This is a genomic window from Chryseobacterium sp., assembly GCF_041914225.1.
GTDB lineage: Bacteria > Bacteroidota > Bacteroidia > Flavobacteriales > Weeksellaceae > Chryseobacterium.
The window spans coordinates 28560-49734 of record NZ_JAYSDT010000011.1 but is presented as its reverse complement, the minus strand read 5'-3'; the positions used below and the strand labels follow the sequence as shown (position 1 = coordinate 49734).

14 protein-coding genes are annotated in these 21175 nt (G+C 37.4%); 9 read left to right on the top strand and 5 right to left on the bottom strand.

Annotated features, from left to right (window positions below; all coding sequences use genetic code 11):
* Positions 1-8: 8 nt before the first annotated feature.
* A complete protein-coding gene (locus tag ACE3RB_RS07325; protein ID WP_374463624.1) occupies positions 9-1502 on the top strand; it encodes a RagB/SusD family nutrient uptake outer membrane protein in 1494 nt (497 codons plus the stop codon).
* Between the two features lie 275 nt (positions 1503-1777).
* Here ACE3RB_RS07325 and ACE3RB_RS07320 read toward each other — a convergent pair whose 3' ends face one another.
* The 5 genes from ACE3RB_RS07320 to ACE3RB_RS07300 all read right to left on the bottom strand — a co-directional run bounded on the left by ACE3RB_RS07320 (position 1778) and on the right by ACE3RB_RS07300 (position 9300).
* Positions 1778-3907 carry an RHS repeat-associated core domain-containing protein gene (locus tag ACE3RB_RS07320; RefSeq protein WP_374463623.1) on the bottom strand — a complete coding sequence of 710 codons (2130 nt, stop codon included), beginning with the start codon at positions 3905-3907 and terminating at the stop codon, positions 1778-1780.
* Positions 3904-5172: a hypothetical protein gene (locus ACE3RB_RS07315; protein ID WP_374463622.1), complete on the bottom strand. Its 1269-nt coding sequence runs from the start codon at positions 5170-5172 to the stop codon at positions 3904-3906. The genes ACE3RB_RS07320 and ACE3RB_RS07315 overlap by 4 nt, the downstream gene beginning before the upstream one ends.
* Before the next feature lie 248 nt (positions 5173-5420).
* The gene (locus tag ACE3RB_RS07310; protein WP_374463621.1) at positions 5421-8009 is read right to left on the bottom strand and encodes a SpvB/TcaC N-terminal domain-containing protein; all 2589 of its coding nucleotides are present in this window, start codon (positions 8007-8009) and stop codon (positions 5421-5423) included.
* Complete coding sequence (locus ACE3RB_RS07305; RefSeq protein WP_374463620.1) at positions 7972-8439, bottom strand: hypothetical protein; 468 nt, start codon at positions 8437-8439, stop codon at positions 7972-7974. Before ACE3RB_RS07305 ends, ACE3RB_RS07310 begins: the two co-directional genes overlap by 38 nt.
* Before the next feature lie 6 nt (positions 8440-8445).
* A complete protein-coding gene (locus tag ACE3RB_RS07300; protein WP_374463619.1) occupies positions 8446-9300 on the bottom strand; it encodes a cell wall anchor protein in 855 nt (284 codons plus the stop codon).
* Positions 9301-9621: 321 nt separating this feature from the next.
* Here ACE3RB_RS07300 and ACE3RB_RS07295 point away from each other — a divergent pair, with 321 nt between their 5' ends.
* From ACE3RB_RS07295 to ACE3RB_RS07260, 8 genes are all read left to right on the top strand, one after another.
* Entirely contained in the window at positions 9622-9999 is a 378-nt protein-coding gene (locus ACE3RB_RS07295) for a DUF6660 family protein (RefSeq protein ID WP_374463618.1), read from the top strand.
* A 147-nt stretch (positions 10000-10146) separates the two neighbouring features.
* Positions 10147-14508: a CusA/CzcA family heavy metal efflux RND transporter gene (locus ACE3RB_RS07290; RefSeq protein WP_374463617.1), complete on the top strand. Its 4362-nt coding sequence runs from the start codon at positions 10147-10149 to the stop codon at positions 14506-14508.
* Between the two features lies 1 nt (position 14509).
* Positions 14510-15739, top strand: coding sequence for an efflux RND transporter periplasmic adaptor subunit (locus tag ACE3RB_RS07285; protein ID WP_374463616.1), 1230 nt, complete (start codon positions 14510-14512; stop codon positions 15737-15739).
* Positions 15740-15873: 134 nt separating this feature from the next.
* Entirely contained in the window at positions 15874-16755 is an 882-nt protein-coding gene (locus tag ACE3RB_RS07280) for a bestrophin family protein (RefSeq protein WP_374463615.1), read from the top strand.
* Between the two features lie 18 nt (positions 16756-16773).
* Positions 16774-17670: a cation diffusion facilitator family transporter gene (locus ACE3RB_RS07275; protein ID WP_374463614.1), complete on the top strand. Its 897-nt coding sequence runs from the start codon at positions 16774-16776 to the stop codon at positions 17668-17670.
* A gap of 17 nt (positions 17671-17687) precedes the next feature.
* Positions 17688-18107 carry a Fur family transcriptional regulator gene (locus ACE3RB_RS07270; RefSeq protein WP_002983024.1) on the top strand — a complete coding sequence of 140 codons (420 nt, stop codon included), beginning with the start codon at positions 17688-17690 and terminating at the stop codon, positions 18105-18107.
* A gap of 44 nt (positions 18108-18151) precedes the next feature.
* On the top strand, positions 18152-20125 hold the full coding sequence (locus ACE3RB_RS07265; protein WP_374463613.1) for a heavy metal translocating P-type ATPase: 1974 nt from the start codon (positions 18152-18154) through the stop codon (positions 20123-20125).
* Positions 20126-20723: 598 nt separating this feature from the next.
* Positions 20724-21086 (top strand): hypothetical protein, encoded by a 363-nt coding sequence (locus tag ACE3RB_RS07260; protein ID WP_374463612.1) that lies wholly within the window; start codon positions 20724-20726, stop codon positions 21084-21086.
* The last annotated feature ends 89 nt before the right edge of the window (positions 21087-21175 follow it).

The following is a 21175-nucleotide window of genomic DNA, read 5'->3' as shown; positions in this document are numbered from 1 at the left end:
TTGAAACAATGGAAAAATTAAAATATATATCGTTTGCAATCATTGGATTTTTGTCACTGGCAAGCTGTGAAAGCGATCTGGACACTGCTCCGACTGATCAGGCTAACAGTGTAGAAGTTTTCAAAACCGCTGAAAGTGCTGAAACAGTAGTTAACGGTACCTGGGCAAAATTTAATAATGACGGGACAACCTATGCCAACATCGGGTATTCCACTGTGTTAAGAGCCAGTGATGCGATGGGAAGTGATGTTGCCGTATTAACGAATAAGTACGGTTTTGCTTCCACCTATGCTTTCACCGAAATGGTGAACAGCACGGCAAGCCGGCCGTTGTTTATCTGGTCTCTGTTGTATTCCACCATCAATAATATGAATAATGTGATTACAAGAATTGACGGTACGGAAGGCAGCCAGGAGAAAAAAGACCAGGTGAAGGGACAGGCAAAAGCATTACGTGCTTTCTGTTATCTGAATCTGGCGAGCTTTTATCAGTTCAGCTACCTTAAAGACAAATCAGCGTTGACTGCGCCTATTTATACAGAACCTTCCACAACAAGCACGGTAGGGAGGAAAAGAGCAAGTCTTGAAGAAATCTATACATTGATTAAAAGTGATCTTACCGATGCAGATAACCTGTTGAAAAATTATACAAGAAATAATAAAGATAAAATCAACCGTTCTGTAGTAAACGGGCTTTTAGCAAGAACTTACCTGAATACGGGTGAATGGAGCAAAGCTTCAGCATCAGCGAAAATTGCAAGGGAAGGTTTCCCTCTGATGGCTCCTGAAAAGTATAAAGAAGGCTTTAATGATATCAACAATGCCGAGTGGATCTGGGGACACGCACAGACCCAGGAACAGTCTGATGAAAGTTATGCCTTCCATTATCTGGATGTTTCTTCTTCAGGAAGTTATTATTACAGCTTTATGGCGGATCCTTATTTCAAAGATCTTTTTGATTCCAATGACATCAGATACCAGTTATTTTCATGGGATGGGCAGAAAGGAAGAGAAGGATTGCTGAGGTATGCCAAGTTTAAATTTAAACCCACCCTTATTGCGGATATTGTGTACATGAGAACTGCTGAAATGTATCTGATCGAAGCGGAAGCTGAAGCAAGAAACGGAAATGTATCTCAGGCAGTAGTCGTCCTGAATCAGTTGAAATCTGCCAGAAATGCCAATATTTATAATGGTTCATTAGCACAGAATGCAGTAGTAGATGCAGTTCTGATCGAGAGAAGAAAAGAATTATTCGGAGAAGGATTTTCCCTTTCAGATATTATCAGAACGCAAGGGACAGTAGTAAGAAAACCGTTTGTAGATGCTGACGGCAAACCGATAAAAGTTCAGATCACTACACCGGACGGAACCGTGAAAACAGTAGACGGTAAAGGGCATTCTGTTCTTGATTTCCCGGATAAATCTGCTTTTGTATCGAATAGTAACTATTATTTATTTAGTATTCCACAAAGAGAATTTGAGAATAACCCGAATTTATGAGGTAGCCCATAATTAGATTTGATTTTTTAAGCCACTGCATTTGCTGTGGTTTTTTTTATTAAAAAACCGTTGCTTTAGCAACGGTTTTGTTTTTAAAATTATTTTTACTATTTAAGGATTATTTATATTCTGAGCTTTTGTAATAATCATACTTTTCCTTAGAAATCTTAAAAGAGATGCGAGTTTAGTTAGATCATAGTCTATCATCTCTCGCTTTCCATCTAAAACATTTTGCAAAAATTCCCAATCCTCAACTAAGCTCCCCATTGTCAATTCTATGGGATCCTTGTATGGGTTGTATAATTCTTCATCTGTATGTTGTTGGCACTTGCCACCTTATCTGTCAAAGTTAATACTGTCCCTGCGGCAGGAGTAAATGCACTTCCTATCCTAAAGGTGACGGCTCCACTTACACCTCCCCAAAACATGGATTTAAGAGCTCCTCCTAACTGCCATTTACTTCCACTAATTGCTACACCTAAAGAATATGCTGCCAAACCAACAGCGGTTCCTACAACAGCAGCTGTAATAAGCCCTGCTAAAAATACATGAGATGCTGCCCATGCTGCCCCTAAGAACCAAATAAACTCCCCACTAGGATCATTAAACATCAACGGATTATTCATTACATATCCATATTTGTTGTAATTCTGAGTGTTGTAAGGATCCTGAATATTTTCATCTGCATTTAAGAATCTTCTCAGTAAAGGATCATACAGCCTTCCATTCATATGGATGATTCCTACCTCTGCAAAATGCTCATGGCTGGTATAGCCTCTTTCCAATAACAACGAAGTATTGTCAATTATATTTTTATCAGTGATAATAGCCCCATTTCCTATTTGTAAATGTGTGAAATTACCCCATGCATCGAAATGCCTTTGTTCTAATTTGTTTCCGGCTTCATCACTGATCGCCAGGATACTTCCGATATAATCTTTATGTAAGAATTTGTAAGAACCGTTACTCTCCGTAAAGTTTTTTAAATATACAATATTTGATTCATAAGGATTCCCTCCAATATAAAGAATGTGTTTTTCTTTTCCGGTTGTATTATCTTTTACCACTTCAAAGCTCCCATCCTCACTATAAAATTTCGTGAATTTACCTTCTGTATCATTACTGAAATTTCCACCATACGTGACTTTCTGCCTCATTGAAGTTAATCCATACTGGAAGGCAACATCTCCTTTCATTCCATCAATGAAAACCGGGTCGTTATTTTCGTTATAGGTGATGCTTTGTATTAAATCGTTATTATAATTTTGTTCTCCTACTGCATTAAGGGTCATTCCGGAAGGTTGATAGATTTTAGAAGAGTTTTCAAATTTGATGGTTCCTACCTGGTCGTTTTGGGTAATTCTTCCTTTAATGTCATAAACATTTCTGTTGGTTGTTGGTTTGATTCCGGTAACCGGATTAGTCCAGTTTACCAAACGGTTATTGTCATCATAATCAAATGACTCATTAATATTAAAATCTCCACCTGTAATTCTGCTTTTCAGCTCATTTTTTATAGCGTCGAATGAATAGGAGATTTGCAGAATACCTGCTTTTACCTGCGAGGAATGATTAACACTTGTCAGGAAACCATTGGCATCATAGATATTGTTAATATCTGCTGCCCCTAATTTAGATTTAAGTGACTGCCCTTTGGCATTGGCTTCTTTAAGTTCCCACAATATCTTTCCTGCTGCCTTATCTTTAACCTGGTACAACTCGCCACTCCAGGCGCTGTACACATTCTCAATCTGAACTTTAGTAAGGACACCAGAAGAATAGAGTTGCTTTTCATAAGAGGTTACTCTTGCTTTATCGTCATAAGTAATTCCTTTCTGGATAAAATATTTTCCATTACTGCTTTCGGATGATGATAAGAGTCTTCCTTGTGGATCATAAGAAACACTGAAACTATACGATTGTCCTTTAGATGTTCCCGATTTGGAAATAAGCCTTCCTTTATTATCGTATGAATACGAAATCAGTTTATTGGTCACCTGCCCTCCGTCTGTTGTTGAAATCTCTTTTTGGGAGATGAGCTGACTTAAGCTATTATAGGTAAATTCTTTCGTTCCTTTTGGACTGATTGTTTTTTTGGGTTGCCCGAATCCATCGTATTCATATTTGTAGATTCCATTGGAAGGGTCATTAAACTCTGATTTCCTACCCCAGGAGTCATATTTGGTAGTCACGATATTCTCAGCATATTGTGCTTTTATCTGTTCGCCCGCCGCATTATAAGTAAACTGAATTGTTCCGCCTTTGTCGGTGGAAGAAATTACATTGCCTAATGGATCAGTAGTTTTTGAGGTTATTCTTTGGTTACCATTAAGCTCTTTTACAGTTGTAGTTAAACCCGACATAGAAGTTTCCATTTTCTTTCCATTGAATGATGTGGCAGTCACTTTTGTAGGGATACTGTGTCGTCATAAGCAATGAGATTCCACGGACCACCTAAGCCATCAGGACTAAAGGTAAATTCGGATTCAGAGGTTTTTCTTCCCAAAGCATCATATAAAATAGTTTTGGTAATATATTGCCCTTGTCCAAAAGCTTTAGTTGATGTTTTATATTCTTGTCCCAATTTATTGGTAAACTTTTTCGAAATATCTCCATCAGGGTCATTTTGAGTAACAATAATATTGAAATTATTATCTTTTTCGTACTGATAAGTAATTGTTCCTGCTAAATTAGTTTTAGAAGTTAATATTTTGCCCCACCCATCATATGTATTGGTAAGAACATTTCCTAATGGATCAGTTTGAGTTAAAATCTGCCCCCAATCATTATAAGTAATATTGGTCTCTAACCCTAAGTTATCAGTTTTTTTCACTACAAATCTTCCTTTAGGATCATAACTACTCGTGGTAGTCTGAGTTTGAGAATCAATACTGTTGCTTATTACTTTTCCGGTAATATTTCCGAATCCATCATAATTATAGGTTTCCTGTAAATACCCGGTATTGTCTCGATTCCAGGTTTTTAGAGTTTTTACAAAGCTATTTTCATAAATATATTCTTCCTTCGATGATTTGGTATCGCCATATGCCTGTACTACATTAATCTTCGATTTTGGTCGCCCAATATAATAATCTGACCCAATTCCTGAAGGGTTGTGGATATATTCAGATGTTGAAGTTGTAATAGTATATCCATTATTGACGTTCGATACACTTTGTGATGGAAGATAATAATTTCCATAAGTTATAGTACTTTCGGTAATTGTACCTGTTAAAAAGTCTTTAACTCTACTTATCTTAGGAGCAACAACAGTTACCACTTTAGGCTTATCTGAATCAGCAACTGTGCTCACAACCTGACCATTTAGTAATTTATCTATTTGATAGTTAGTAGATTTAAAACTTAACAACTGGGTATTATTCTCTGAAATATCTGCGGGAAATATCTGGTTTTCATTATTGGTTCTAATAGACCACTCTTTTACTGGCACGCCTTCATTTAAGGGATCCATTTCAGTTCCTGACCAAATTTTGGTATTCTCAAACCCATCAGCATACCAGGAAGAACGAGCGGCTTGACGAAAACCAGTTACGCCATTACCATGTAAATTAACAATGTATCCCCTATATCGGAAATCCTGTTTTCGAACAGTCTGACCATCAGTTTGACGAATTTGAGAAACACCAAAAGTTTGAGATAGCCTGTCCATTTCAACAAATGGATATTGTTCTTTTTTTACAGGAGCATAAATATTAGAATTAAAAGAAGGATCAAGTTCTTTATAATCTATATAATAATTTTGTGATCCTTGTGAGATTAATGAAATGTTTTTATCAGGATTCAGACTATAATGTTTGTAGCTTATGATTTTTCTTTCATTATTACCATTAATGCCTTTTATCAGAAATAATATTTTGGAAGAAGAATTATTGACTCTGAAGTCACCAAATATAGGGCTTACACTACTTCATTCCTTACTGAACTAAAGATTCTTTTTTTTGCAAATGACCATTTAAATTGTGAATTATTTGGGTCGTATGAAGCTTCACCATAACTATCAATGTACCAGGAAGAATGATAGGAACCATTACTTGGGGTAACATCGGGCCCAAATGACACATTAGAATTGATAATCTCACTTTTCCCATCATTATCCAAATCCATTAATTTTGGAATAGTATATGAATAATTATCAGTATTGCTAGATGTATAAGGGAAATAAGGCATAAGACCTTGGATATCTTCTTGTAACCCATTACCCGTATTTAAATAAATGGACCACCCTTGAAGACGGTTTATGTAAGGGTTGCCAACAGGTAGTAGAACTTCTATATTTCTATCACCATTTAAATCACCAAATTGTAGCCCATCTGCAAGTCCTTTAACAGAAATTGTGTTTTTTAAATTAATTGTGTAATTATTCCCTACCTTTTTTAATTCATATTGTTTTAAATTATTTAAAGAAGCCTCAGTAGTAAGAGATACAGGTGAAGAATTATTACTTCCTGAATTAATGACTTGGGTATAAAATGTTACATTAACTTTCGAGTCCGTTGGCTCAAGAAACATAATATCCTGTTTTCCATCATTGTCAAAGTCCATAATACCTCCTTTACTTAAAATGTTTTTAGAAGTAGTTCCTGGAATGATACTAATTGTATTATTTTGTATATTATCATTATCTACAGCGATATATCTATATCCTAATGTCTTACATTGCCATCTTCCTTTAGGAGGATCAGGTACAATAACAACATATTTACATTTTTTGTCTTCTATTGGCAACACCAGCTCAGATATTCCATCTGAATCAATATCGACTTCTTTTAATACTGATAATCCAGATTGATTAAGCCCTCCCAGGTATTCAGGATCAGTTTCCGGTGGATATAGAGAACTGTCAAATAAATAATTATTACTTTGTATCGTTTTTGAGTATTCAAATATCAGAGGATTATTATAAGTATTAATAACAGATGCATCACTTTTGATTGAATAATATGCTAGCTCTATATTTCCTGTAGATGGAGGATTGTATCCTACATTTGACTTTGTTATTACTAACCCTTGTCTGGGTTTAATAAAATTATCAGCTGATTTTATATTAACAGTGGTTAAGCTGCTGCTTGGCCAGAAAACACTTGTAGCACCTAAATAAACAAAAGAAGGATTACTGTTGTTTAGAGCATTAAAGTATAAGTAATAACCTTCCGGACGAGAATTCTGAGCTGGTTGTCTAACAATAAAATCAATAAGTCCGTCACCATTATAATCTCCTGTTGTAATAATATTATCGTAATCCCCAAAATCAAATTCATTTGAACCTGTAAGCAATGGATTTGTTGATAGTGTTATAGGATTTGCTTCCTTTCCTTCAGAGTTGATTTCAATAATCTTTTCAACAAAATCATAATTAATTTTATTATTAGAATCATTATTAACAATATTTTGTGTTTCGGAATATTGAATTAAATAGCTTTTAAATTGTGAACCGTTAGCTTTAACTTTTATTTGATCCAATATTTTATCCTGTTTGAATAATATTCCTTTCAGATAAGAAGTTTCAATATTTTTTCTGGCTAAATAAGCAAATTCAATGGTATTAAAATTAGCTTTACCTAAGGTTTCATTTCCTCCCCAGCTAATACTCGAAAGTATGGCTATATTATTAGAATTGTTCTGGGTGTAGTTATAAATAATATAATTCCCCTGTGCATCTTTCCATTTTACAATATTATATTCCAATGGTGTTCTGGCTGTACTATTTCCGTAATCGATTGCTCCGTACCATGACTGAGATCCATCTTCAAAAGTAACCTCCCAATATTCGGGACCTTGCCATGCTTGTCCGGTTATAGATCCAATAGATTTTATTTTGATATTGGAATATTTTTCTGTTACATATTCTGCACCATCCTTACCATATTCTCCAGATTTCAAAATCAATCTCTGGCCATTGAAACTATAATAATCGGAATAATCCAATTGTATTCCTTTTACTTCTCCATCCTTATCAATATTTTTTCCAACTCTGGAGATAGAGGTAATACCTGAAATATTCCAGCCGTAACCTGCTATTCCATTAGAAGAACCGCTGGTATACATCAAATTAATTTGTGGAGCTACACTTTTTATCCCTGGAGGCAAAGCAATAGGTAAAGTAATTTGTAATTGCCCGGCTCCGTTAACCTCAATATTACCTTTGGTATCATGAAAACTCTGTCCATCTGGAGCTGTCGTTCCCGATGGATTAGTTGCTCCCGCATTTGAATCTGTGGGACCACCTCCCGGATTATCAGTAGCTGGACCAATTTTAGCAACAAAGGGATTAGATGAGCTTGAAGACGCACGAAATCCTGGTACCAGCACCACTGTTTGTGGATCCTGAACCGTTCTTGAGGTACTTTCTGCCTGATATAGTATGGTCTGTGAAAAGCCCAATACTGACCATAATGACAGTATAAATGATGAAAATAGTTGTATTTTCTTATCGTAACGTTTCATGATTTTATCGTTTGGTAATGTTTTTACTGAAAATTCTTCCATCTTTTAGCGTAAAGCGTACAACATACACTCCCCAGTCATAACCTGTCATATTGATTTTAACCTGACGGTTTAAGTCCGAGATATTCTGTTGCTGGAATTTCCAATGAACTGTACTGTGCTGATACAATGAAACGGATTCTATTAATCCATCTACTTCTTCTGTCCAGTCTATGGTAAGATAGTCATTAACAGGAACAGGGTAGAGGCGTATTTGTTTCAGGAATGTTTTTTCATCAATAGCGGCAGCTTGTCTGGTAACGGCTGCTACCTTTGACTCTTTTGAAACCATTTCTCCGGCCTGTTTGCCAGCAGCATCGATTCCTCTGTATCTCTGATTTCCGGCTTCATCATATTTAAAATAAACTTCGGTTTGGGAAAAGCCGAAGAATCCTATCATCAGTGATGATAGTGAGAGTATTTTTCTTTTCATTTGTGGTTATTTTTGTGTTGATAAAAGTTGTTGAATCTGTTGTTCCAGTTTTTCAATTTTTACAGACTGGTTTTTTAATACTTTATTTTCATCTTGAAGTTGCTTTAGTTGTGCTGCCTGATGCTTTATTTGTTTATTCTGGTCAATTGAATAAAGTGTTAATTCTTCAATTTTCTCAAGAAGCTTGGAATCCATTTCAGCAACGTTAATTCCGTTTTTGAGTACTTCCTGGGCAGCCGGAATATTAGGCAAATGTCCTTTTTCAGTAATATGTTTCTCAACATCCTCTAAAGATTTTAATTGATAATCTTTTTTAAAGACATAATCTGCCCATACATTGGCTTTTACCTCAACTTCTTTAGCCTTAATTTTACCGTCAAATCTGGCAATGGCATTATTAAAGAACTTGACCCAGGTTCCGTTATAAGCATCCTGAATACCGAAATAAGTAGAACCATCATTACCATCGTTAGGCTGAGCAACAATAATATTATGAGAAACATCAAGGTTTCTTAAGACAGTATCTCCTACACCACCACCATAACAGCCATTACATGAAGATTTTCCAATTTGGAATCTTCCCAAGGTGTTAGCAACTTCAAGAAGTGTGTTTTCATTACTGTATACCCTCAAGGTAGTATAAGGATTGGTGTCCGTATCGTTTAATCCCACTCTTAGCGCTCCTGTGGGAAGTATACGAAGTGAAGGATTATTATTGGCTTTAAGAACCAGGGGCTGATTGTCTGTAGTCCCAATAAAATTGTTGGATGGATTAATTCCTGAATTTCCTGTGATATTCCAACTTTGTGCGAAAGTAAATGATGACACTAAAAGTGCCATCGAAAATAATTGTGTTTTCATAATTATTAATTAAAATTTATTTTTGTAAAACTATGACTGTAAGGCGACAATTGGTGTCGTGTTTAAATAATTTTATAAGCAATTGATAAATACCTTTTAATGAGTTATTGTTTTATTTGCAAATTTATAAAATTTATAGGGTATTTTTGGTTTTGAATTTATATATTAATATATTTTAATATAAATTGTTTAATTTTAAATTTATTTAATGAATATTTTATTTTGTTGTTGTTTTTTATTGTGACAAGTGCCTATGTAGTGAATTTTTTTAGCCAAAATCTGTTCTATCAAATGAACTGTAGCTAAAAACTTAGGCTTTTTATGAGCCGGTTATATAAAAAGATCTCGACTTTACAAAAAATCTCTACCTTTGTACCCATGAATCTCTTAAGATGGATACTGGCAATTTACTTTATGGCGTTATCATTGATGCCATGTGCTGATGTGTCTCATCCGCAGAATTCAGGGAAAATAGTTTCCCTGAGTGTTCAGGAAAATCATTCAAAAGAAAAAGGAGATATCTGTTCTCCGCTGTGTGCCTGCAGTTGTTGCCAGATGACGGTTTCAGCATTTAAGATGGATCCATTATTTGAAGTTCCTGAGCAAATTCCAGCTTACTTTTCAAAAAAGATCTTATTTCACAAAAACGATTTTGCTTACCAGATTTATGATCCTATCTGGCAGCCTCCTAAAATTTAATTTTTATTGATTTTCAGAAAGTTTTACTTTCTGATAGTTATCTGTACTTGAAACTTTGCAATACCATTGCAGAGGTTTTCAGGATATTTTTGCTGCAGTATTTTATACTGCGTGCATTCACTTTTCAATAAAAATTAAATACAAATCGTGTTAGATAAAATCATAAAATTCAGTATTAAAAACAAGGTGATCATTGGTTTGATGACCTTGGTGCTGATCATCTGGGGTACCTGGAGTGCTACCAGATTACCCATAGATGCTGTGCCGGATATTACCAATAACCAGGTACAGATTATTACTGTATGTCCTACATTGGCAGGGCAGGAAGTGGAACAGTTGGTTACTTTTCCCATTGAGCAGAGTATTGCCAATGTTCCCGATATTCAGGAAACAAGAAGTATTTCAAGATTCGGGCTTTCTGTAATTACAGTAGTGTTCAAAGAAAATGTAGACGTCTATTTTGCGAGACAGCTCATTAATGAACAGCTGAAAAATGCAGTGGAAGAAATTCCCAAAGGAGTAGGAACTCCTGAGCTGGCTCCCGTAAGTACAGGCCTTGGAGAAGTGTATCAGTATATTCTTCACCCTAAAAAAGGAAGTGAGAAGAAATACAATGCCAAGGAACTCCGTACCATGCAGGACTGGATCGTCCGCAGACAGCTGAATGGAACACCGGGAGTAGCAGAGATTAACAGTTTCGGGGGTGAGTTAAAGCAATATGAAGTGGCTATTGATCCTAATCGTTTAAAAGCAATGGGAACCAGCATCACCGAAATATTTACAGCTGTTGAAAAAAACAATCAGAATACAGGAGGAGCCTACATTGATAAAAAGCCGAATGCTTATTTTATCCGTGGAATTGGCTTGGTAACTTCACTTGAGGATATCAAAAACATTGCTGTTAAAAACGAAACAGGAAGCGTTCCGATTTTTATAAAGGATGTTGCCGATGTCCGTTTAGGAAGTGCTGTCCGTTATGGTGCATTAACCTATGACGGAAAAGTAGATGCTGTAGGCGGTGTGGTGATGATGTTAAAAGGAGCCAACAGTAATGAAGTAGTAAGCAATATTAAGGCAAAAATTCCCACTATTCAGAAATCTCTTCCGGATGATGTGGTGATAGAGCCATTCCTTGACAGAACAGACCTTGTAGACAGGGCAATCAATACCGTGGAGAAAAACCTGATCGAAGGAGCTTTGATCGTTATTTTCGTTCTTGTGATTTTTCTTGGAAACCTGAGAGCGGGACTTATCGTGGCTTCAGCCATTCCGCTTTCCTTGTTGTTTGCTCTGGGAATGATGAATGTTTTCGGAGTAAGTGCCAATCTGATGAGCCTTGGAGCCATAGATTTCGGGCTGATTGTAGATGGTGCGGTAATTATTGTAGAAGCTACTTTACATCATTTAGGCGTAAGAAAATCAGTCCGGGCATTGACACAGTCTGAAATGGACGAAGAAGTTTTCCTTTCTGCATCAAAAATCAGAAGTAGTGCTGCTTTCGGAGAAATCATCATCCTTATTGTATACATTCCGATTCTTACGTTGGCCGGCGTAGAAGGAAAAATGTTTACTCCAATGGCTAAAACAGTAGGATTTGCCATTCTGGGTGCATTGATTCTGTCACTAACCTACATTCCGATGATGAGTGCCCTGTTTTTATCCAAGAAAATATCCCATAAAGAAACATTCTCGGATAAAATGATGAACCGTTTACAGAAAATATACCAGCCGCTATTGCAGAAAGCGATTAAAGTAAAATATATCATTGTTTCTGCAACGGCTGTAGTCTTTCTTATCTCTGCTTTTATCTTTAAAAATATGGGTGGGGAATTTATCCCACAGCTGCAGGAAGGAGATTTTGCTTTCCACTGTATTTTACCGCAGGGAAGTTCATTGAGCCAGAGTATAGAAACCTCCATGCAGGCATCAAGGATTATCAAGCAGTTTGATGAGGTGAAAATGGTAGTAGGGAAAACCGGTTCCGCTGAGGTACCTACAGATCCGATGCCCCCCGAAGCTACAGATATGATTGTAGTATTAAAACCGCAAAGCGAATGGAAGACCAAGAAATCCTACAACGAACTGGCTGATGAGATCAGTGAAAAGCTGGAAACGATTCCTGGAGTATTCTTTGAAAAAAACCAGCCTATCCAGATGCGTTTCAATGAGCTTATGACCGGGATCAGACAGGATGTTGCCGTAAAGATCTTTGGGGAAAACCTTGATTCTCTTGCCATATATGCAGATAAAGTTGGGAAGGTCATTCAGACTGTTGATGGGGCTACAGCACCTCAGATTGAAAGGGTGAGCGGTCTTCCGCAGATCAATGTACAATATGACCGAACTAGAATTGCCAATTACGGATTGAATATCGAAGATGTCAATAATGCAGTAAGCACAGCCTTTGCCGGAAAAGCTGCCGGCCAGGTTTTTGAAAATGAGAGACGTTTTGATCTGGTAGTCCGTCTCGACAGTCTTCACAGAACAGACATTTCGGATGTGAATAATCTGATGATTACTTCCGCCAGCGGAGCTCAGATTCCATTGTCACAGGTGGCAAATATCAGTTATAAACTTGGACCGGCACAGATCAGCCGTGAACAGGGAAAACGTAGAATTGTGATCGGGTTCAATGTGAAAGACAGGGATGTGGAAAGCGTGGTGAAAGATATTCAGGCAAAACTGGATAAAATGAAACTTCCTTCCGGCTATTACTTTACCTATGGAGGACAGTTTGAAAATCTGCAGGAAGCGAGCAAGCGTCTGATGATTGCTGTTCCCGTATCGTTGCTTCTTATTTTTATGCTGCTGTATTTCACATTTCGTTCGTTCAAGCAGGCAACCCTGATCTTTACTGCGATTCCTATGAGTGCTATTGGTGGTGTATTTGCGCTTTTAGTAAGAGATATGCCATTCAGTATCAGTGCCGGAATCGGGTTTATTGCACTTTTCGGAGTAGCGGTACTGAACGGAATTGTTTTGATTGGGACATTCAACCAATTAGAAAAAGAGGGTGAAACAGATATTCTGAAAAGGGTATTTGAAGGAACAAAAACCAGATTGAGACCTGTATTAATGACGGCTACAGTAGCTTCATTAGGGTTCTTGCCGATGGCTATTTCCACCGGAGCAGGAGCAGAAGTACAGAAACCTCTTGCTACAGTAGTGATCGGAGGTTTGGTAACGGCAACTTTCCTTACGCTATTTGTTTTACCGATGCTGTACATCATTTTTAACACAAAGATTTTGAAAAGAAAAAAGACTAATACAGGAATGTATACTGCGATCCTTGTTGTAGGGTTCATAATGCTGGGACAGACCTTCAAAGCACAGTCCAGACCGGTTTCTGTAGAACAGGCAGTAGAGCAGGCGTTGAATAATAATCTGACTTTACAGTCAAAAGACTTGAGTATTAAATCCGCCGAAGCATTAAGGCCCACGGCAAAAGAACTTCCTAAGTTAAATTTTGAAGCACAGCTTGGACAATACAACAGTCCGAAGTTTGACCAGTCGTTTGCGATTTCGCAGAGCATCCCTTTTCCGACACTTTTTAAAGCGAGAAAAGATTTAATCAATGAGAATATTAAAAGCAAACAGATTGATAAGGAGATTACAGCCAATGAGTTGATAAAACAGGTGCGCACCTACTATTATCAGATTGAATACCTTCAGTATAACAAGGCCCAGCTGACCAGTCTGGATCAATATTATGAGGAATTCATTAGAATTGCAACCGTAAGATTCAAAGCAGGTGATATTAAGAAGATAGAAATAAGTACTGCGGAAACCCAGAAAGGAGAAATTGATCTGCTGCTCAGACAAAATGAAGTCTTTCTGAACAATGCGTATAAGAATTTAAAAACCCTTATGAACACTTCAGAAGATATTGAAGTACCGTTTAATAAAGACTATATTCCTCTGAAAGCAGAAAATGTACTCGACAGTACAGTTGTTGCCAACAATCCTGCTGTAAAAGCTTTTTATCAGCAAATGGAGATTGCCGAGAAAAACAAGAAAGTTGAAAAATCCCTCGGGCTTCCTGATTTCAGCTTAGGATATACCAATCAGTCTTTGATAGGTTTCCATACTGTTAACGGACAGGAGAATTTTTATAACTCAGGAAAGCGTTTTCAGTCAGCAACAGTAGGAGTAGCAATTCCATTGACATTTGGAGCTACAAAAGCAAGAATTCAGGCATTGGAATATGACAGGCAGGTTGCTGAAACCAATGCGAAAATGCAGCAAAAACAGCTTTCTGCACAATTGGAAAATGCTTTTAGTCAATATCAGCAGGATATCCAGCAATATGAATATTACACAGGTCAGGCGCTTCCTAACGCTGAGAAAATCGTGAAAGCAGCGCAATTAGGATATAAAACAGGGGAAATCTCCTATGTGGAATATCTTTTTGCCCTGCAGACTGCAACCAATATTCAGTTAAAATACCTGGAATCTATCCAGCAGGTGAACCAATCTGTCGTTACTATTAATTCAATCATCAATAAATAACATGAAACTAAAACACAATATCATATATCTTGCAGTCACAGCCTTTTCGATCATAAGCTGCGGAAAACAGAAAAAGGAAACGGAAAATGCTGATGTAAAAACTGAGCAGTCCGAAAAAGGCCATGACGAAGAGCCCCAAAACATAGCTTCTCTTACAGAAGAACAAATGAAATCTGTAGGAGTTGCTTTGGGAACTGTAGAAATGAAAGAGCTTACGTCTACGATAAAAGCAAATGGTTTGCTGAGTGTACCCAACAGCAATAAGGCTACTATCACATCTCTTTATGGAGGGATCATTAAAACCATCAATATTCAGGTGGGAAGTATTGTAAAAAAAGGACAGGTGATTGCCACTATTGCCAATCCGGAATACATCCAGCTTCAGGAAGATTATCTGACCACCAACAGCAGAATTACCTATGCAGAACAGGAATACAGAAGACAGAGAGAACTTTTTGATAATGATGCAGGAGCGAAGAAAAACCTTCAGAGTGCCGATGCAGAGCTTAAAACATTAAGGACAAAAAGGGCTTCCCTTTTGAAACAGCTTCAGATGATGGGAATAAGCCCGGGAAAAGTCAGCAATGGAAATATGAAATCCGGTCTGGTGATTACGGCACCTATCAGCGGGACGATCAGTAGTATTACAGCACAGATAGGAAGCTATGTTGATATTTCTTCTCCGGTGGCGACAGTAATTGATAACGGCTCTATCCATCTCGATCTTCAGGTGTTTGAAAAGGATCTTCCCAAAATGAGAGTAGGGCAGATTGTTCATTTTAAACTGACCAACAATCCGGAAACCGAATATGATGCAAAAATTTACAGCATAGGATCTTCTTTTGAGAACGAAAGTAAAACCATCTCTATGCATTGCGAAGTGATCGGAAACAAATCCGGGCTGATCGACGGAATGAATATCACCGGAATTGTAAGCCTTGATAAAAGTACAACACCAGCCGTTCCTACAGAGGCTATTGTAGAAGCAGACGGAAAATATTACGTGTTTATTCAGACCGATAAAAAAGTGGAAGAAGAGCACGAAGAAAAAGGGAAGCCACATCCAAAGACCCTGAACTTTGAAAAAATAGAAGTCGTAAAAGGAACAACTGACATGGGATATACTGCGATTACCCCAGTTGGGAATATTCCGGACAATGCAAAAATTGTGGTGAAAGGAGCCTTTTTCGTGAACGCAAAACTGGTGAATTCAGGGGAGCACGAACATTAATGAAAGCAGCCGGAACCCGTAAAATGTCGATTTTTATCCTTATATTAGAGCTGTTTACGGAATTTTTTATTGAATAAAAACGGCAGGAAAAAAGTAAAGAGTATCTCACCGAATTTTTAATAAATGATCTGATTATGTTACTGAACAAAAAAATATCAGTCTGGTATTTCATTCGTGAAATACAAACCCAAATTCTGTTCATCGGGATATTTGCCATAGCGATTGGTCTTCTGGACGAGCTGCCATGGTTTCGTAAGATCTCGCTGCCTTTGAATATCCCTGCATTGCTGGGAACAGCAGTATCATTGCTGCTGGCATTCCGTACTTCCCAGTCCTACGAAAGATGGTGGGAAGCCAGAACCGTTTGGGGAGCCATAGTAAATGATTCCAGAACTTTTGTAAGACTGGTTATCCAGTTTATGCCTGCCGGAGATGATAAAACCATAAAAGATTTTGCCGAAAGACAGATCATCTGGACCTATGCCCTTGGAGAATCGCTGAGAAAGCTTCCATTTTCTGAAAAAGTTCAGCAATATGTGGATAAACATCAGATCAAAGCGGTTAATATTCCCAATGCAATCCTGGATGAACACTCCAGACAGCTGAAAGAAATTGCAGCATCCAAAGGATTGACGGATTTCCAGCAGATGCAACTGAATGATATCATCACAAGGCTCTGTGACAGTATGGGAAAATGCGAAAGACTGAAGAATACGGTTTTTCCGCGTTCTTACAGTGTTTTAGTCCATATTTTGATCTACGTTTTTGCTGCCATACTTCCGTTTGGGCTTGATGATTCACAGCTGCTGGTAGAAATTGCAATCACTTTCCTGGTTCCGGTGACATTCATTGCTATTGAGAAGACATCCATCATTATGCAGGATCCTTTTGAAAATGGCCCTGTAGATACTCCGATGACTTCTCTGGCGCAGACCATAGAAATCAATATCAGACAAATGATCGGTGAACAAAATGTTCCACCCAAAAAAGAAAATACATCTTATTACGAAATGTAATTAAACCATACATACAATATGGAAAACACACCAACACAAACCGTTTCTGCAGGAAGCAGACATAAAAAAAGCCTGCTGATCGTATTATGCCTTAGTGGTACCTATCTCATTGCCGAGGTGATTGGAGGGATTCTTACCAATAGTCTCGCATTACTGGCAGATGCAGCACATATGCTGACTGATGTGGTAGGATTATTGCTGGCATTTATAGCCATCAAAATAGGAGAGAAAAAAGCAGATCCTTCCAGAACATACGGATATTACCGTACAGAAATACTGGCAGCAGTAATCAACGCTGTTGTTTTACTTGGAATTTCAATATATGTTTTGTTTGAAGCATACCAGAGATTTCAGAATCCGCCTGAAGTACAAAGCAAATCAATGCTGATCGTTGCAGGAATCGGGTTGATCGTTAATATTGCCGGAATGATGATCCTGAGAAAAGACTCGGAAGGCAGCCTCAATATGAAAGGAGCTTATTTTGAAGTGCTTTCAGATATGCTTACTTCAGTAGGAGTAATGATTGCCGGAATAATTATGCTGACAACCGGCTGGTACTATGCTGATCCTTTAATTTCAGCTGCCATCGGACTGCTGATCTTCCCAAGAACATGGAGACTGTTGAAAGAAGCCATTAATGTTTTACTGGAAGGAACTCCTAAAGATGTGGATATCCATGCACTTCGCCAATCATTAGAACAAACTCCCGGAGTGAAAGATGTCCATGATCTGCATGTATGGTCGCTGACATCCAGTGTGAATGCGATGAGTGCACATGTTGTAAAAGAGAACGGGTATTCCCAGAATCAATTATTAAAAACATTGACAGATATCACTGTGAATAACTTTAAGATCAGTCATACAACTTTTCAGATAGAAGAGGAAGGCTATGAAGAAAATGAAGTACATCTGTAAAATTTTAAAAACGTACAATGAAAAAAGACATAGAACATAAGCTCATTGATAAAAATACCAAACCTACCAGCATGAGGATTCTGGTATATGATTTCTTAAGCTCTCAGGAAGCGGCTTTATCCCTTTCTGAAATAGAAAATCATTTCGACAATGCTGATAGAATCACCATCTACAGAACATTGAAAACCTTTGAAGAAAAAGGAATTGTTCACAGCATTCAGGAGAATACAACCACGAAATACAAGCTCTGTGAAGATGATTGTGACGAAAAAACACACAAAGACTGGCACCTGCATTTCTACTGTAAAATATGCAAACAAACCACCTGTAAAGAAGATATTTCCTTTCCTGAAAACATACAGACCAATTTCAGGATTGACGAAATAAGATTGTTTGCCAAAGGAATCTGCGAAAACTGTCTTGAAAGTTTGCAATAGCATTGCATCAGTCACATCTTTACATTTGTATAAAAATATCAGTTATGGAAAAATGCTGTAGTACAACCCCGGAAAAACCAGATACAAAAGGACACAGACATAACCACGCAGAAGGAGACGGACATGACCACGATCACTCTCATGATTCAGGAGACCAAACAGTCTTCCAGATGTTTCTTCCTGCGATTATATCCTTTATCATCTTATTATCAGGAATTGCCCTTGATAACTATATAAAACCTGCATGGTTTACAGGCTGGGTACGTCTGGTATGGTTCCTGGCAGCCTATATTCCTGTAGGCTTCCCGGTATTGAAAGATGCTTATAAAAGTATCATTAAAGGAGATGTATTTTCAGAATTCTTTTTGATGAGCATTGCAACCATTGGTGCCTTTGCTATCGGAGAATATCCGGAAGGCGTAGCAGTAATGCTGTTTTATGCCGTAGGAGAAGTATTTCAGTCTATGGCGGTTACCAGAGCCAAAGGAAACATAAAAGCTTTATTGGATCAGCGCCCCGATGAGGTAACGGTGATGGAAAATAATCAGCCTAAAACAATAAAAGCTAAAGAAGCTAAAATTGGAGACATCATACAGTTGAAACCCGGTGAAAAACTGGCTTTGGATGGCGAACTGCTTTCAGATTCTACATCATTTAACACAGCAGCTTTAACGGGAGAAAGTAAACCTGATACCAAAAATAAAGGCGAAGCTGTTCTTGCCGGCATGATCAATATGAACAGTATTGCATTGGTTAAAGTAAATACAGCTTACGAAGACAGCAAGCTTAGTAAAATTCTTGAGCTGGTTCAGAATGCCACCGCTCAGAAAGCTCCTACAGAATTATTCATCAGAAAATTTGCCAAGGTATATACTCCTATCGTAGTATTTCTTGCCATAGGAATCTGTTTACTGCCTTATTTCTTTGTAAGTGACTATCAATTCAGAGACTGGCTGTACAGAGCATTGATCTTCCTGGTAATTTCATGTCCTTGTGCCTTGGTAATCTCTATTCCGTTAGGATATTTCGGAGGAATTGGGGCGGCAAGCCGGAACGGTATCTTATTCAAAGGAAGCAATTTCCTGGACAGCATTGCAGAAATCCAGAATGTAGTGATGGATAAAACGGGAACGATGACAGAAGGTGTATTCAAAGTTCAGGAAGTAAGTATGAGGCCTGAATTTAATAAAGAAGAAATCCTTCAGATGGTGAATGTCCTTGAAAGTAAAAGTACACACCCGGTCGCAACGGCCATCCATAATTATGTAGGAGAGATCAACCATTCCATTCCTCTGGAAAATGTTGAAGAAATTGCAGGTCACGGACTGAAAGCAACCGTTAACGGAAAAGAACTTCTGGTTGGTAACTTTAAACTGATGGATAAGTTCAACATTACTTATGATCTCAATCATGCCAATATTGTGTACACGGTAATTGCGGTAGCGTACGATAAAAAATTTGCAGGATATATCACGATTGCAGACAGTATAAAAGAAGATGCCAAAGAAACTGTAGACAATTTGCACAAAATGAATGTAAAGGCCACGATGCTGAGTGGTGATAAAAGTACAGTCGTGAAATATGTAGCGGATCAACTGAGTATTGACAATGCATTCGGGGATCTGTTGCCTGAAGATAAAGTCAATAAGGTTAAGGAAATCAAAGCTAAAAACCAAACCGTAGCTTTCGTAGGTGATGGAGTGAATGATGCACCTGTAGTAGCTTTAAGTGACGTGGGTATCGCAATGGGAGGTTTAGGAAGTGATGCTACCATTGAAACAGCAGACGTCGTGATTCAGGATGATAAACCGAGTAAAATTCCAATGGCCATCAACATCGGGAAACAAACGAAAAAGATAGTCTGGCAGAATATAGTTCTTGCCTTTGCAGTAAAAGCTGTTGTTTTAATCCTTGGTGCCGGAGGACTGGCAACCATGTGGGAAGCAGTTTTTGCCGATGTAGGAGTAGCGCTGCTCGCTATTTTAAATGCAGTGAGAATCCAGAGGATGAAATTTTAAGAAGCAAATAATAAACACAACTCAATTATATTTAATAAAAGCTCTGCTGGTCTACAGTGGGGCTTTTTGTTTTAAATAACATATTAATATAATGCCGGTCATTCCGTTTAAATGCATATAATGTAGAAGAGACTCCTACAGAGCGACAACGGGATTGCCTTTATTTTCCGTATAAACTATCTGTCTGACAATTATAACGAGTATAAAATAACACACACAGTTTGTCATTCCGTAGGAATCTCTAAAAAGAGAAATCACACTAACATTGCAATTTTATCGAAGATAAAATCCTAGCGCCTTAAAACAGTAAGCATTTAAAAAAAACTTGCGCCTTTGCGATTTCCAACAAAACAAAGAATATAAAAAAGCTCTGCCAAAAACATCAGCAAAGCTTTTATCAACAAGATTAAATTGTATATAAAGAACTAAATTTTTATTCAGGTTTAAAGTCTTACTCAAAGTTCGGAATAATATTACACCGGCGACAGGCACAGTTTTGCGATTTTTATAGGTAACAGTAGATAGCCATAATGACATTCATCATAAATCTGTGGTAAAACAATTTTGAAGTAGTATATTTGTAACAGAGAATAAATCATTGAGGTTAATACTTTCTATATTCATCATTTTTACCATTGCATTACGTCCCGTTTTGCCACTGGTAAACTATGCTGTGAACTATGATTATATTGTTAAAAACCTTTGTGAGAACAGAAATGTACCGCAATCAACTTGTAACGGAAAATGCTATGTGGAAAAAGAACTAGCCAAAACAGAAAAACAGTCCAATAGCTCTCAAACGATAAAGATTGCCGGGTTAGATGTCTTTATATCTCATGATATTCTTTCATTTTCCTCACAGCTGAACTCGGAGTTACTTACTGATGTTCCGGATTCGGGCTACTTTAATTCTCATTCTTCAGAATACTTTTCAAGGATATTCCATCCTCCGTTAGCTTAATTTTTATTTTTAAACTATGTTTTTAGTTTATAAGTTGAGGTTCTTAAAAGCTTTTACTTATATTCATTGAAAACACACTGCACAATACA

Coding starts and splice junctions, on each gene's coding strand:
- ACE3RB_RS07325 (WP_374463624.1), top strand. CDS start 9: ATGGAAAAATTAAAATATATATCGTTTGCAATCATTGGATTTTTGTCA.
- ACE3RB_RS07315 (WP_374463622.1), bottom strand. CDS start 5,172: ATGGACAGGCTATCTCAAACTTTTGGTGTTTCTCAAATTCGTCAAACT.
- ACE3RB_RS07310 (WP_374463621.1), bottom strand. CDS start 8,009: ATGGAAGAATTTTCAGTAAAAACATTACCAAACGATAAAATCATGAAA.
- ACE3RB_RS07305 (WP_374463620.1), bottom strand. CDS start 8,439: ATGAAAAGAAAAATACTCTCACTATCATCACTGATGATAGGATTCTTC.
- ACE3RB_RS07300 (WP_374463619.1), bottom strand. CDS start 9,300: ATGAAAACACAATTATTTTCGATGGCACTTTTAGTGTCATCATTTACT.
- ACE3RB_RS07295 (WP_374463618.1), top strand. CDS start 9,622: ATGAGCCGGTTATATAAAAAGATCTCGACTTTACAAAAAATCTCTACC.
- ACE3RB_RS07285 (WP_374463616.1), top strand. CDS start 14,510: ATGAAACTAAAACACAATATCATATATCTTGCAGTCACAGCCTTTTCG.
- ACE3RB_RS07280 (WP_374463615.1), top strand. CDS start 15,874: ATGTTACTGAACAAAAAAATATCAGTCTGGTATTTCATTCGTGAAATA.
- ACE3RB_RS07275 (WP_374463614.1), top strand. CDS start 16,774: ATGGAAAACACACCAACACAAACCGTTTCTGCAGGAAGCAGACATAAA.
- ACE3RB_RS07270 (WP_002983024.1), top strand. CDS start 17,688: ATGAAAAAAGACATAGAACATAAGCTCATTGATAAAAATACCAAACCT.
- ACE3RB_RS07265 (WP_374463613.1), top strand. CDS start 18,152: ATGGAAAAATGCTGTAGTACAACCCCGGAAAAACCAGATACAAAAGGA.